Genomic DNA, 12,873 nt, shown 5'->3' with positions numbered 1-12,873 from the left:
GGCGCCCTTCGAAGATAGGACGCGTCTCACGTGAACCCCGGGTGACGGTTCGCCCGGGGTTCAGGCGATAGTGGAGTACGTGACTGCTGTTCCGCACCCCCGATCCGAAGCCGCCGCCCCCGCCGGGTCCGGCCGCCGAAGCCTCGCGCTCGCCCTGCTGTTCGGCGCGCTGGGCTCGGCCGTGACCCTGCTCTCCACCCGGCAGCGCTGGTCGGAGGGCACGGCCACGGTGGCCGGCGGCGCCTTCCCGCTGACCGCCAGGGGCAGCGACGTGACGGGCGTGCCCGCGGCGCTCGCCATAGCGGCCCTCGCCGCGCTCGTCGCCGTCTTCGCCGTGCGCAGGACCGGCCGCTTCGCGGTCTCCGCGCTGCTCGCGCTCTCCGGCGCCGGAATCATGGCCGCCGCCCTGCTCGGCGCCTCCGACGGCTCCTCGCTCGACGAGCAGGCCGCCCGGGCCTCCGGTGACACCTCGGCGACCGTCGCCTCCTTCAGCCACACCGCGTGGCCCTACGCGGCGGCCGCGGGCGGCGCCCTGATCCTGCTGGCCGGCCTGCTCGCCCTGCGCTACGGCCGCCTGTGGCCCGCGATGTCAGGCCGCTACGAACGCGACGGCACCCCGCGTCCCCGGCGCGCGGCCAAGCCCGTCGACCCCGACCGGCCCGAGGACATCTGGAAGGCGCTGGACCGGGGCGAGGACCCGACGGGCGCGGATCCCGCCTGAACCGGCGGTGCGCGGAGCCCGGCCGACGTCCGGTCGCGCGCTCGTCGATGTGGTGAATCAGACGCGGACCGGAGGCCACCCCCGCGTCCGCGACGCGCGCCGGTACGGGACAATGGACGACGAGCGTCCGGCTCGGACGGACACAGAGACAGCAATGAGGAGCAAGTCATGGCGGGCAGCAGCCACGGACACACCCCGGCCGCCTGGACCGGTGTCACCATCGTCTTCATCGGGTTCACCGTCGCGGGCGCGTTCATGGTGATGGCCGAGCCGCTCGGCTTCTGGGCCGGCATGGCGATCGTGGCCCTCGGCGGTGTCGTCGGCGGCATCATGCGCTCGATGGGCCTCGGCATGCCGAAGGACGCCCACCCGGTGCACCAGGTCACGGCCACCCGGGAGCCGGCGGCCGCCGAGGCCTGAGCCCCGAAGCCTTCGGCAGGACTTCCGCAGGACCTCGTGAGGGGCGGCCGGTGCACACCGGCCGCCCCTCACGCGCGCGTGGCGCCCCTGCGGGGCACAATACGAGGCGTGAACGCCCCTAGCCGGCGGGTGACACCCCGGCCGCCCCCGACACCCCCGACAACCGTGCTCGGACGACTCGCGGTGCCCGCCGGGACCCTCGCGGCCGTCGTCGGGGCCTTCGCCTACGTCGGGACCGTCGACCCCAACGAGCCCGGCCACTACCCGGTCTGCCCCCTCCTGCGCCTCACGGGCCTGTACTGCCCGGGCTGCGGCGGACTGCGCAGCGCGCACGCCTTCGTGCACGGGGACCTCGCCGCCGCCCTGCACGACAACGCACTGGCCGTCGCCGGCTATCTGGGCTTCGCGGTCCTGTGGACCGTCTGGGTGGTACGTGCGGTGCGCGGACGCCCCGCGCGCGTGGAACCGGCCCCGGCGCTGCTGTGGACGCTGGGCGCGTTCGTGCTGGTCTTCACGGTTGTCCGGAACCTGCCGTTCGGTGGCTGGCTGCATCCTTGATCAATTGGCGAATGTCCAGGTAGTGGGACCGGCGTCAACCGGATGTGAGGCCTTCGCCTTCCTCCGGATACCATCGCAGTGACCACCTCTTCTCTACTGGTCGCTGGAACTGTCAACCGTCTCTCCACCGCTGGAAGGGGGCCGCTCGCGTGAGTGTGCTCGACGAGATCATCGACGGAGTCCGTGCCGACCTCGCGGAGCGGCAGGCGCGCGTCAGCCTCGACGAGCTCAAGGAGCGCGCGGCGAAGGCCCCCGCCGCCAAGGACGGGGTGGCCGCGCTCCGGGGCGACGGCGTCAAGGTGATCTGCGAGGTCAAGCGCTCCAGCCCGTCCAAGGGCGCGCTGGCCGCGATCGCCGATCCGGCCGGACTGGCCGCGGACTACGAGGCGGGCGGCGCGGCCGTCATCTCCGTCCTCACCGAACAGCGCCGTTTCGGCGGCTCTCTCGCCGACCTCGAGGCGGTACGCGCGCGGGTCGACATCCCCGTGCTGCGCAAGGACTTCATCGTCACCTCGTACCAGCTGTGGGAGGCCCGCGCGTACGGCGCCGACCTCGCACTGCTGATCGTGGCCGCCCTCGAGCAGCCGGCCCTCGAGTCGCTGATCGAGCGCGCCGTCTCCATCGGCCTCACCCCGCTCGTAGAGGTCCACGACGAGGACGAGGTGGAGCGCGCGGTCGACGCGGGCGCCAAGGTGATCGGTGTCAACGCGCGCAACCTGAAGACCCTCGAGGTCGACCGGGGCACCTTCGAGCGCGTCGCCCCCGAGATCCCGGCCCACGTCGTCAGCGTCGCCGAGTCCGGCGTCCGGGGCCCGCACGACCTCATCGCGTACGCCAACGCCGGCGCCGACGCGGTCCTGGTCGGCGAGTCCCTGGTGACGGGCCGCGACCCGAAGACGGCGGTTGCCGACCTGGTGGCGGCGGGCGAGCACCCCGCACTCCGGCACGGCCGCGGCTGATCCCCCGGTAGGATCGGCCCCGATGACACCCACGACGACGGCCATGGACAGGTACGCCCGCCTCGCGCGCGGCTGCCGCCCCCGTGGCTGCCGTGCGCCCGCACGCCGGGTGCACGGCCGGCGCGTGCGGTACGTCATCGGGGACGAGCCCGGCCAGGTGAACGGCATGCGATGGCAGCGCCCCGTCAGGGGCGCGGGGCTCTTTCGGATGTGCGGCCACCGCCGCGCGGGCGCGACCGGCCACAACGGTCCCGCAGCCGACTGACCGTCCCTGCCCCCACGGCGACAGTGTCCGACACACACTCACCGTGAGGTTTCCGCATGCCCAGCGAGTTCTTCATTCCCGACCCCGAGGGTCAGATCCCCAGCGCCGAGGGCTACTTCGGCGCGTTCGGCGGCAAGTTCATCCCGGAGGCCCTCGTCGCCGCCGTGGACGAGGTCGCCGTCGAGTACGACAAGGCCAAGCACGACCCCGAGTTCGCCCGCGAGCTCGACGACCTGCTCATGCACTACACCGGCCGGCCCAGCTCCCTCACGGAGGTGCCGAGGTTCGCCGAACACGCCGGCGGCGCCCGGGTCTTCCTCAAGCGCGAGGACCTCAACCACACCGGCTCCCACAAGATCAACAACGTGCTCGGGCAGGCCCTGCTCACCCGGCGCATGGGCAAGACGCGCGTGATCGCCGAGACCGGCGCCGGCCAGCACGGCGTGGCGACGGCCACCGCCTGCGCCCTCTTCGGCCTCGAGTGCACCATCTACATGGGCGAGATCGACACCCGGCGCCAGGCCCTCAACGTGGCGCGCATGCGCATGCTGGGCGCCGAGGTCGTGGCCGTGAAGTCCGGCAGCCGCACGCTGAAGGACGCCATCAACGAGGCCTTCCGCGACTGGGTCGCCAACGTCGACCGCACCCACTACCTGTTCGGCACGGTCGCCGGACCGCACCCCTTCCCGGCGATGGTGCGCGACTTCCACCGCGTCATCGGCGTCGAGGCCCGCCGCCAGATCCTGGAGCGCGCCGGACGCCTCCCCGACGCGGCGGTCGCCTGCGTCGGCGGCGGCTCCAACGCCATCGGTCTCTTCCACGCCTTCATCCCGGACGCCGACGTCCGGCTGATCGGCTGTGAGCCGGCCGGTCACGGCATCGACACCGGCGAGCACGCGGCGACCCTGACCGCGGGCGAGCCCGGCATCCTGCACGGCTCGCGCTCCTACGTCCTCCAGGACGACGAGGGCCAGATCACCGAGCCGTACTCCATCTCGGCGGGCCTGGACTACCCGGGCATCGGCCCCGAGCACTCCTACCTCAAGGACAGCGGCCGCGGCGAGTACCGCGCGGTCACCGACGACGCGGCCATGCAGGCGCTGCGCCTGCTGTCACGCACCGAGGGCATCATCCCGGCCATCGAGAGCGCGCACGCGCTGGCCGGGGCCCTGGAGGTCGGCAAGGAGCTCGGCAAGGACGGGCTGATCGTCGTCAACCTGTCCGGCCGCGGCGACAAGGACATGGACACGGCCGCCCGTTACTTCGGCCTGTACGACACCGACGCCGAGGTCGCCGCCAACGCGGCCGACACCGCCGAGATCGAGGGGGACGCCAAGTGAGCGGGGCCGAATTCACCGGTGGGAACAGCGGGCTGCTGTCGGACACCCTCGCCGACGCCGGGGCGGAGGGCCGCGCCGCGCTCATCGCCTACCTCCCGGCCGGGTTCCCGACCGTGGACGGCGGCATCGAGGCGATCAAGGCCGTCATCGACGGTGGCGCGGACATCGTCGAGGTCGGTCTGCCGCACAGCGACCCGGTCCTCGACGGACCGGTCATCCAGACCGCCGACGACATCGCCCTGCGCGGCGGGGTGCGGATCGCGGACGTGATGCGGACGGTCCGGGAGGCCTTCGAGGCCACCGGGAAGCCGATCCTCGTCATGACCTACTGGAACCCGATCGACCGCTACGGCGTCGAGCGCTTCACCGCCGAGCTGGCCGAGGCGGGCGGCGCGGGCTGCATCCTGCCCGACCTGCCGGTCCAGGAGTCGGCGCTGTGGAGGGAGCACGCCCGCAAGCACGGCCTCGCGACGGTCTTCGTCGTGGCGCCGAGCAGCAAGGCCGCGCGGCTCGCGCAGATCACCGAGGCGGGCAGCGGCTTCGTCTACGCCGCCTCGCTGATGGGGGTCACCGGCACCCGTGAGTCGGTGGGCGCGCAGGCCCAGGACCTGGTCGAGCGGACCAGGGCCACCGGCACCGGCCTGCCCGTCTGCGTCGGCCTCGGCGTCTCCGACGCGAGGCAGGCCGCCGAGGTGGCCGGCTTCGCCGACGGTGTGATCGTCGGCTCGGCCTTCGTCAAGCGGATGCTGGACGCGCCGGACGACGCGGCCGGAATCGAGGCGGTCCGCGAACTCGCGGGCGAGCTGGCGAAGGGCGTGCGCCGACAGGTGTAGGCGGGGACGGACGCAACAGAGCGGGACATGTCTCCGGGTCACTCGAACGGGTGGACCTGGGGTCGGGGAGGCGCAATGCGCCTCCCCGGTTCGTTCTGGGGGTGTGAGCGAGAAGAATCGTGCGGGAAAGCGCACTGCCAGGGAGCGGCTGGCGGACGAGCGAGAGAAACAGAAGGCAGCGGAGCGGCGACGGCGGACGCTGATCGTCGCGTCGAGCGTCGTCTGCGTCCTGGGTCTGGCGGCGGTGATCGGGGTCGTCGCGGCCAACTCCGGCAAGGACGACAGCAGCGACAAGGCGGGGCCGGTCGTGGCCCCCTCGGGGGCGCAGGGCGAGGACGCGCTCGCGATCCCCGTCGGCAAGGACGGTGCCAAGTCCACGCTCACCGTGTGGGAGGACTTCCGCTGCCCGGCCTGCAAGGCCTTCGAGGCGGCGTACCGTCCCACGATCCACGAGCTGACGGACGCCGGGAAGCTCAGGGTCGAGTACCACCTGGCCACGCTCATCGACGGCAACATGGGCGGCAGCGGCTCCCGTAACGCGGCCAACGCGGCGGCGTGCGCGCAGGACGTCGGGAAGTTCCCCGCGTACCACGACGTGCTGTACGAGAACCAGCCGGAGGAAACCGACGACGCCTTCGCCGAGAACAGCAAGCTCATCGGGCTCGCGGCCAAGGTCGACGGCCTCGACACGCCCGCGTTCCGTACCTGCGTCGAGGGCGGCACGCACAACAGCTGGGTCGAGAAGTCCAACCAGGCCTTCCAGAACGGCCACTTCGGCGGCACTCCGACCGTGCTGTTCAACGGCAAGAACATCTACGCCGACCAGTCGATGACGCCGGCCAAGCTGAAGCAGATGGTGGAGGAAGCCGACAAAGGGTGACCAGGGGTGAGGCCCTGCACACCCGCCCGTTATGGAGCCGTAGCCGGGCTGCCCGTCGTCGGCCCGGTCCGGCACGGTAGCGTCGACCCTGCCATGGAACTTGCCTACATTCCCAGCCCGTCGCACGGGGTGCTGTATCTCGGCCCCGTTCCGCTGCGCGGCTACGCGTTCTGCATCATCATCGGCGTCTTCGTCGCGGTCTGGCTCGGCAACAAGCGCTGGGTCGCCCGCGGCGGGCAGACCGGCACGGTGGCCGACATCTCCGTCTGGGCGGTGCCCTTCGGCCTGGTCGGCGGCCGGCTCTACCACGTGATCACGGACTACGAGCTGTACTTCAGCGAGGGCCGCGACTGGGTGGACGCCTTCAAGGTCTGGGAGGGCGGCCTCGGTATCTGGGGCGCGATCGCGCTCGGCGCGGTGGGCGCGTGGATCGGCTGCCGCCGCCGGGGTATCGCGCTGCCCGCGTACGCCGACGCCATCGCGCCGGGCATCGCCCTCGCCCAGGCGATCGGCCGCTGGGGCAACTGGTTCAACCAGGAGCTGTACGGCAAGCAGACCGACCTTCCCTGGGCGCTGCACATCACGTCCTCGGCGGACGGCCGGGTGCCCGGCTACTACCACCCGACGTTCCTGTACGAGTCGCTGTGGTGCGTCGGCGTAGCGCTCCTCGTCATCTGGGCCGACCGCCGCTTCAAGCTCGGGCACGGGCGGGCCTTCGCGCTGTACGTCGCCGCGTACTGCGTGGGCCGCGCGTGGATCGAGTACATGCGGGTCGACGACGCCCACCACATCCTGGGCCTGCGGCTGAACGACTGGACCGCGATGGTCGTGTTCCTGCTCGCGGTGATCTACATCGTGATCTCGGCGAAGAAGCGGCCGGGGCGCGAAGCGGTGGTCGAGCCGGGTGCGGGCGCCTCCGGCGGTGGGACGGAAGCCGACGGCGAGGGCACGTCGGAGGACGCGGCCGAGGACGAGGCCGAGGGCAAGAGTGAGGCCAAGGCCGAGGACAAGGCCGAGGGCAAGGACAAGGCTGGGTTCGGCGCCGACGCGAAGGCCGGTGCGAAGCGTGCCGGCGAAGTGAAGGCCGAGAGCGACGCCGGCGCCGACGCGAAGGGCGAGGCGGACACCAAGGCCTCCGCCGATGCCAAGGTCTCCGCCGTCACCAAGGCCTCCGTCGATGCCAAGGCACCTGCCGACGTCAAGGCCGACGCCGGTGCGAAGGGTGAGGCCGGGAAGGCCGCCGCGGTGAAGGCCGAGGACGTGGCCGGTTCGAAGGACGAGGTCAAGGACGGAGCCGAGTCGGCCGGCAAGAAGAGCTGACGGCTGGTTGTTCGTACGACGACGAGGGCGCCCGGGGTCTGCCGGGCGCCCTCGTCGTCCGTGCGCGACGGGGAGGGTTCAGTCCCCGCGGGCTGCCAGGGACAGAGTGCGCTGCGCCATGGCCACCACGGCCGCGTCGACGAACCGGCCGTCCGGGAGCGCCTGGGCGCCCTGCTCGGTGGCCGCCGCTTTCACGATCGTCTCGGCTTCCTCCAGCTCGTGCTGGGTGGGCAGGTAGGCCCGTTCGATGATCGGGAGCTGGCGGGGGTGGATGGCGGCGCGGCCCAGGAAACCGAGGGTGCGGCCGTGGGCGCAGCTGGTGGCCAGGCCCTCCAGGTCACGGATGTCGGGGTGCACCGACTGGGGCGGGGGCGCCAGACCCGCGGCCCGGGCGGCGACCACGACCCGGGCGCGGGACCAGTCGAGGCCCGCGTCGTCGCGGACGCCCAGGTCTGCTCGTAGGTCCGCCTCGCCGAGGGCGATGCCGCGCAGCGAGGGGTGGGCGCAGGCGATGGCGAAGGCGTGTTCGATGCCCAGGGCTGTTTCCAGGAGGGCGTGGAGGGGGGTGGCTCCACGGTCCGCGGGCGGCACGGTCTCGGCGACGCGGGTGATCTGGTGCGGGGACGTCACTTTCGGCAGGCGCAGCGCGGAGACCCCGGGGAGGGCGGCCATCGTGCGGAGGTCCGCCGCGGCGAAGGGGCTGTCCAGGGCGTTCACCCGGACGTGGACCGGGACCGGCTGGGGCTCGCGAAGGCGTTCGGCGGTGGCCGTGCGGGCGTACTCCTTGCGGTCCGGGGCGACCGCGTCCTCCAGGTCGACGATGACGACGTCGGCGCCGCAGGCGAGGGCCTTGGTGACGGTCTGCGGGCGGTCACCGGGGACATAGAGCCAGGTCAGAGGGGTCTTCGTCATACGGCGCCCGCCTTGCGGAGGGAGGTCAGCTCGGCTTCGGACAGGCCCAGTTCGGTCAGGACCTCCTCCGTGTCGGCGCCGTGCGGGCGGCCGGTCCAGCGGATCGCGCCGGGGGTCGAGGAGAGCCGGAAGAGGACGTTCTGCATGCGGATCCGGCCCAGCTCCGGGTCCTCGACCGCGGTGATGGTGCCGAGGGCCTGGTACTGGGGGTCCGCCATCACGTCGCGTACGTCCTGGATCGGGGCGATCGCGGCCTCCGCCTTCTCGAAGGCGGCGAGGACGTCGGTGCGGCTGCGGGCGGCGATCCAGCTGCCGACCGCCTCGTCGAGCAGGTCGGCGTGGGCGGCCCGGTCGGCGCCGGTCGCGAACCAGGGCTCGTCGATCAGCTCGGGGCGGCCGACCAGGCGCATCACGCGTTCCGCGATCGACTGGGCCGACGTGGAGACGGCGACCCAGTTCCCGTCGGCCGTGCGGTAGGTGTTGCGCGGGGCGTTGTTGGCGGAGCGGTTGCCGGTGCGGGCCTGGACGTATCCCAGCTGGTCGTACCAGAGCGGCTGGGGGCCGAGGACGGTGAGGATGGGCTCGATGATCGCCATGTCGACGACCTGTCCCTCGCCGGTGCGGTCGCGGGCGGCGAGGGCCGTCATGACGGCGTAGGCGGTGGCCAGACCGGCGATCGAGTCGGCCAGGCCGAAGGGCGGGAGGGTCGGGGACGCGTCCGGTTCTCCGGTGATCGCCGCGAATCCGCTCATCGCCTCGGCGAGGGTGCCGAAGCCGGGGCGGTGGGCGTAGGGGCCGAACTGGCCGAAGGCGGTGACCCGGGCGAGGACCAGGCGGGGGTTGGCCGCCGACAGCGCGTCCCAGCCGAGGTCCCACTTCTCCAGGGTGCCGGGACGGAAGTTCTCGATGATCACGTCGGCGGTGGCGGCGAGGCGCAGCAGCGTGGCGCGGCCGCCGGGCCTGGAGAGGTTGAGGGTGATGGCGCGCTTGTTGCGGCCGAGGATCTTCCACCAGAGGCCCACGCCGTCCTTGGACGGGCCGTGGCCTCGGGAGGGGTCCGGCTGGGTGGGGTGCTCGACCTTGACGACCTCCGCGCCGAAGTCGCCGAGCATGGTGGCGGCGAGGGGGCCGGCGAAGAGGGTGGCCAGGTCCAGGACGCGGACACCGTGCAGGGGAGTGGTCTTCTCGGCGGCCGTTTCGGTGGCCTTCTCCGCGGTCTTCTCGGTCATGACGCGTACTGCGTCTCGATCTCGGAGCGGTAGGGCATCGAGGCGGAGGCGCCCGGTCGTTGGACCGACAGGGCCGCCGCCGCGGACGCCCAGGCCAGCGCCTCCCGTACGGGCCGCCCCTCGCCGAGCGCGACCGCGAGGGCGCCGACGAAGGTGTCGCCCGCGCCGGTCGAGTCGACGGCGGTGACGCGCGGGGCGGGCACGGTCAGCGGCTGCGCTCCCCGGGTGGCGTACAGGCTGCCTGACGAGCCGAGCGTGATGACCACCTCCGGCACGCTGTCCAGCAGGGCGGTGGCCGCCTCGCGCGGGTCGGTGCGGCCGGTGAGTGTGGCCGCCTCGTGCTCGTTGGGGACCAACAGGTCTGTGGCCGCGAGGAGTTCGGGCGGGAGCGGCTGGGCGGGGGCCGGGGTGAGGATCGTCCGGACACCGTGGGCGCGGGCCGCGCGGGCGCTCGCGACGACCGCGGCCAGGGGAACCTCGAGCTGGAGCAGGAGCACGTCCGCGGAGGAGATGAGGACCTCGTCGCCGGGGACGAGGTGGTCGACGGTGCCGTTCGCGCCGGGGACGACCACGATCGCGTTGCCGCCCTCGTCGTCCACGACGATGTGCGCGGTGCCGGAGGGGCTCTCGACGGTGCGCAGGTGGTCGGTGTTCACGCCGGAGTGCTCCAGGGTGGAGCGCAGCCGGGTGCCGAAGGCGTCGTTGCCGACGGCGCCGATCATCGAGACGGTGCCCCCCGCGTGGGCGGCGGCGACCGCCTGGTTGGCGCCCTTGCCGCCGGGGATCGTACGGAACTCCCGTCCCGTCACGGTCTCCCCGCGTTGCGGGGGCTTCTCGACGTAGGCGACGAGGTCCATGTTCGTGCTGCCGAGCACGACGATGTCGGTCATGGCTGGGAAGCCTCCCGGGGGATGAGGGACCAGGTGAGGTGGGCCAGGGTGTCGAAGCCGACACCGTCGAGGCCGGCGACGGAGGTGGCCAGGCGGTTCTTGAGGGGGGCCGTCCAGTGGTCGGGCAGGGCGGCCGGGTCGCCGGTGAGCAGGGCGGCGATCCCGCCGGCCGTCGCGCCCACCGAGTCGGTGTCCAGGGCGCCGGACACGGCACGGCCGATGGAGCCGGTGAAGTCGCCGTCCGCGTGGGTGAGGGCGGCGGCGATCAGGGCGGTGTTGGGGATGGCGTGGACCCAGTGGTGCCCCTGGTGTGCGGCGTGGAGTTCGTCCACGACGGTGTCGAAGTCGGGGTGTTCCCCGGCGAGCCGGACGGCGTGGGTGACCGCCCGCGCGAGCCGGGAGCGGGGCGGGACGACGCTCAGGCCGGTGCGCAGACAGGCGTGGACGTCATGCGCGCCGGTCGTGGCGGCGGCGATGACGGCCGCCGTGAACATCGCCGCGTAGACGCCGTTGGCGGTGTGCGTGAGGGTGGCGTCGCGGTGGGCCTGCTCGGCCGCCGCGGCCGGGTCCCCGGGGTTGGTCCAGCCGTGGACGTCGGCGCGGATGAGGGCGCCGATCCACTCGCGGAAGGGGTTGCGGTGGCGGGCGGTGAGCGGGGGCTCGATGCCGCAGAGGAGGTTGCGCAGGGCGAGACGCTCGGCGGTGAAGGTGCGGCCCGCGGGGAGTTCGTCCAGCCAGAGCCGGGCCACGTCCGCGGTGGTGAAGTCCCTGCCGTGGCGTTGGAGCAGGAGGAGGTTGAGGAGCGGGTAGTTGAGGTCGTCGTCCTCGGGCATGCCGTCGATGTTCTCGGCGAGGGAGGTGGTCGCCGAGCGGCGGTTCCAGGGGTGCGCCTCGAGGAGCGGCTCGGGGATTCCGCGGGCGGTGAAGTAGCCGGCGAGGGGCCAGTTGCCGGTGGCCCGGGCGAGCCCGCGGACGGCGTCCAGGGGGAGCTTCTCCACCGGTTTGCCCAGCAGGCAGCCGACGGCCCGGCCCAGCCAGGCCGCTTCCAGGGCGGCCGGGGCGGGGGCCGGCGCGTGCGTGCCGGCCGGACGGCTCGGCCACTGCGGGCACAGGGCCCTGATCTTCTCCAGTCCGGTCGGCTCGTGCTCCGCCGACCTGCTGGGCAGGTCGGCCAGTTCGTCCAGGAGGTCGTCCGCGAGGAGGCGCAGATAGCGCGAGGCGCGTTGCGGGGACGCACCGGCGCGGGCGGGGGCCTCGCAGCCGCCGGCCGCTTTCCAGCGTGCGGCGATCGCCCACGGTTCCCGGCCGTCCTGGACCGCCTGGCGCAGTTCGTGGCCGAGGAGGTCCTCGGGCTGGACCCAGGTCAGGCGGAGCATCGCGGACCTCCCATCGCGAAGAACGCCCGCTCGTGGGTGCGGCGGTGGTGGACGTCGCGGTCGAAGATCTCCCGGGTGACCTCGGTGAGTGTCGCCGCGGGCTGCCAGAGGTCGAGGCGGCTGGCCTCGCCGACCTGCTTCGACCACGCGTCGGGAACCGGCGAGCCGAGGGCGCCGGCCACCGCTCCCGCCATCGTCGCGATCGAATCGCAGTCGCGGCCGTAGTTGACCGCGCCGAGGACCGCCTGCCGGTAGTCGCCGTCGGCCACCAGCAACATGCCCAGGGCGACGGGGAGTTCCTCGATCGCGTGCAGGCGGGAAGGGCGGCGGGCGGCCAGGGAGGGCCGGCGGTAGTCGGGGCCGACGGTGTCGTACGGCGCCACCGCCTCCCGGAGCGGCACCAGCGCCGACTCGAAGTCGGTGTGCCGGGCCGCCGCTTCGCAGACCTTCTCGATCGCCGTGCGGGTCCCGTCCCGCGCCAGGGTCAGACAGGCCGCGACGACGGAGTCCGCCGTCGCGCCCGGCGTGCACGCGGCCGCCACCGCGGCCGCGAAGACTCCCGCCGCCTCGCGGCCGTACGACGACTGGTGGGCGCCGGCGATGTCCAGCGCCTCGGCGTACGCACCCGCCGGGTTGGCCGCGTTGACCAGGCCCACCGGCGCCATGTACATCGCCGCGCCACAGTTGACGATGTTGCCGACGCCTGCCTCGCGGGGGTCCACATGACCGTAGTGCAGCCTTGCCACCAGCCATTTCTCCGCCAGGAAGATCCGCTGGAGGGGGAGTGCCTCCGCCTCCAGCTCCGGGATCCAGCGGGGTGTCGTCAGCAGGTCCGGGACCAGGTGGTCGGCGATCGCGTAGGCGTCCAGGTGATCGCGGACCGTGGCGTAGACCCTGATCAGCGCGTGGGTCATCAAGGTGTCGTCGGTGACGTGGCCGTCGCCCTTGTGGTACGGGGCGATCGGGCGGGCGGTGCGCCAGTCGTCGCCGTTCCAGGGGCCGACGACGCCGTGGACCCGGCTGCCGTGGCGCTGGAGGATCTGCTCGGGGGAGTAGCCCTCGACGGGGCCGCCGAGCGCGTCACCGACGGCCGCGCCGACGAGGGCTCCGGTGATGCGGTCTTCCAGGGTTCCGCCGTTGCTTTCTTGTGCTTTGGGCGTCATGCCCCGA

General features: G+C 73.0%; 13 protein-coding genes and 1 pseudogene. 9 read left to right on the top strand and 5 right to left on the bottom strand.

Going from position 1 to position 12,873, the window contains the following annotated elements:
* The first annotated feature begins 70 nt into the window (after positions 1 to 70).
* From QQM72_RS22085 to lgt, 9 genes and pseudogenes are all read left to right on the top strand, one after another.
* A complete protein-coding gene (locus QQM72_RS22085) occupies positions 71 to 721 on the top strand; it encodes a TIGR02234 family membrane protein (RefSeq protein ID WP_314222589.1) in 651 nt (216 codons plus the stop codon).
* A gap of 168 nt (positions 722 to 889) precedes the next feature.
* Positions 890 to 1,141: an HGxxPAAW family protein gene (locus QQM72_RS22080; RefSeq protein WP_314222588.1), complete on the top strand. Its 252-nt coding sequence runs from the start codon at positions 890 to 892 to the stop codon at positions 1,139 to 1,141.
* 99 nt (positions 1,142 to 1,240) lie between these two features.
* Positions 1,241 to 1,699, top strand: a complete 459-nt coding sequence (locus QQM72_RS22075) for a DUF2752 domain-containing protein (protein WP_399078240.1) — start codon at positions 1,241 to 1,243, stop codon at positions 1,697 to 1,699.
* Positions 1,700 to 1,848: 149 nt separating this feature from the next.
* Positions 1,849 to 2,658 carry an indole-3-glycerol phosphate synthase TrpC gene (gene trpC / locus QQM72_RS22070; protein ID WP_028806852.1) on the top strand — a complete coding sequence of 270 codons (810 nt, stop codon included), beginning with the start codon at positions 1,849 to 1,851 and terminating at the stop codon, positions 2,656 to 2,658.
* Positions 2,659 to 2,680: 22 nt separating this feature from the next.
* Positions 2,681 to 2,923 (top strand): tryptophan biosynthesis modulator TrpM, encoded by a 243-nt coding sequence (gene trpM / locus QQM72_RS22065; RefSeq protein WP_020129883.1) that lies wholly within the window; start codon positions 2,681 to 2,683, stop codon positions 2,921 to 2,923.
* 56 nt (positions 2,924 to 2,979) lie between these two features.
* Positions 2,980 to 4,263 carry a tryptophan synthase subunit beta gene (gene trpB, locus QQM72_RS22060; protein ID WP_267020427.1) on the top strand — a complete coding sequence of 428 codons (1,284 nt, stop codon included), beginning with the start codon at positions 2,980 to 2,982 and terminating at the stop codon, positions 4,261 to 4,263.
* Positions 4,260 to 5,096: a tryptophan synthase subunit alpha gene (gene trpA / locus QQM72_RS22055; protein ID WP_314222587.1), complete on the top strand. Its 837-nt coding sequence runs from the start codon at positions 4,260 to 4,262 to the stop codon at positions 5,094 to 5,096. Before trpB ends, trpA begins: the two co-directional genes overlap by 4 nt.
* A 103-nt stretch (positions 5,097 to 5,199) precedes the next feature.
* A complete protein-coding gene (locus tag QQM72_RS22050; RefSeq protein WP_314222586.1) occupies positions 5,200 to 5,976 on the top strand; it encodes a thioredoxin domain-containing protein in 777 nt (258 codons plus the stop codon).
* Between the two features lie 93 nt (positions 5,977 to 6,069).
* Positions 6,070 to 7,003, top strand: a pseudogene (gene lgt / locus QQM72_RS22045) (prolipoprotein diacylglyceryl transferase); the annotation flags it as partial.
* Positions 7,004 to 7,374: 371 nt separating this feature from the next.
* Here lgt and QQM72_RS22040 read toward each other — a convergent pair.
* From QQM72_RS22040 to QQM72_RS22020, 5 genes are read right to left on the bottom strand one after another with little or no spacing between them, the layout of a single operon-like run.
* The gene (locus tag QQM72_RS22040) at positions 7,375 to 8,208 is read right to left on the bottom strand and encodes an HpcH/HpaI aldolase/citrate lyase family protein (RefSeq protein ID WP_314222585.1); all 834 of its coding nucleotides are present in this window, start codon (positions 8,206 to 8,208) and stop codon (positions 7,375 to 7,377) included.
* Positions 8,205 to 9,437 (bottom strand): CaiB/BaiF CoA transferase family protein, encoded by a 1,233-nt coding sequence (locus tag QQM72_RS22035; protein WP_314222584.1) that lies wholly within the window; start codon positions 9,435 to 9,437, stop codon positions 8,205 to 8,207. The genes QQM72_RS22040 and QQM72_RS22035 overlap by 4 nt, the downstream gene beginning before the upstream one ends.
* On the bottom strand, positions 9,434 to 10,327 hold the full coding sequence (gene rbsK, locus QQM72_RS22030; RefSeq protein WP_314222583.1) for a ribokinase: 894 nt from the start codon (positions 10,325 to 10,327) through the stop codon (positions 9,434 to 9,436). The genes QQM72_RS22035 and rbsK overlap by 4 nt, the downstream gene beginning before the upstream one ends.
* Entirely contained in the window at positions 10,324 to 11,703 is a 1,380-nt protein-coding gene (locus QQM72_RS22025; RefSeq protein WP_314222582.1) for an ADP-ribosylglycohydrolase family protein, read from the bottom strand. The genes rbsK and QQM72_RS22025 overlap by 4 nt, the downstream gene beginning before the upstream one ends.
* On the bottom strand, positions 11,691 to 12,866 hold the full coding sequence (locus QQM72_RS22020; protein ID WP_314222581.1) for an ADP-ribosylglycohydrolase family protein: 1,176 nt from the start codon (positions 12,864 to 12,866) through the stop codon (positions 11,691 to 11,693). The genes QQM72_RS22025 and QQM72_RS22020 overlap by 13 nt, the downstream gene beginning before the upstream one ends.
* Positions 12,867 to 12,873: the final 7 nt, after the last annotated feature.

This window comes from Streptomyces zaehneri, assembly GCF_032248645.1.
Taxonomy (GTDB): domain Bacteria; phylum Actinomycetota; class Actinomycetes; order Streptomycetales; family Streptomycetaceae; genus Streptomyces; species Streptomyces coriariae.
This window is presented reverse-complemented; position numbering and strand designations above follow the sequence as displayed.

Excerpts from the sequence above, each read along its gene's own strand:
- QQM72_RS22080 (WP_314222588.1), top strand. The coding sequence starts at position 890 with ATGGCGGGCAGCAGCCACGGACACACCCCGGCCGCCTGGACCGGTGTC.
- QQM72_RS22020 (WP_314222581.1), bottom strand. The coding sequence starts at position 12,866 with ATGACGCCCAAAGCACAAGAAAGCAACGGCGGAACCCTGGAAGACCGC.
- QQM72_RS22035 (WP_314222584.1), bottom strand. The coding sequence starts at position 9,437 with ATGACCGAGAAGACCGCGGAGAAGGCCACCGAAACGGCCGCCGAGAAG.
- trpB (WP_267020427.1), top strand. The coding sequence starts at position 2,980 with ATGCCCAGCGAGTTCTTCATTCCCGACCCCGAGGGTCAGATCCCCAGC.
- rbsK (WP_314222583.1), bottom strand. The coding sequence starts at position 10,327 with ATGACCGACATCGTCGTGCTCGGCAGCACGAACATGGACCTCGTCGCC.
- trpM (WP_020129883.1), top strand. The coding sequence starts at position 2,681 with ATGACACCCACGACGACGGCCATGGACAGGTACGCCCGCCTCGCGCGC.
- QQM72_RS22040 (WP_314222585.1), bottom strand. The coding sequence starts at position 8,208 with ATGACGAAGACCCCTCTGACCTGGCTCTATGTCCCCGGTGACCGCCCG.
- QQM72_RS22025 (WP_314222582.1), bottom strand. The coding sequence starts at position 11,703 with ATGCTCCGCCTGACCTGGGTCCAGCCCGAGGACCTCCTCGGCCACGAA.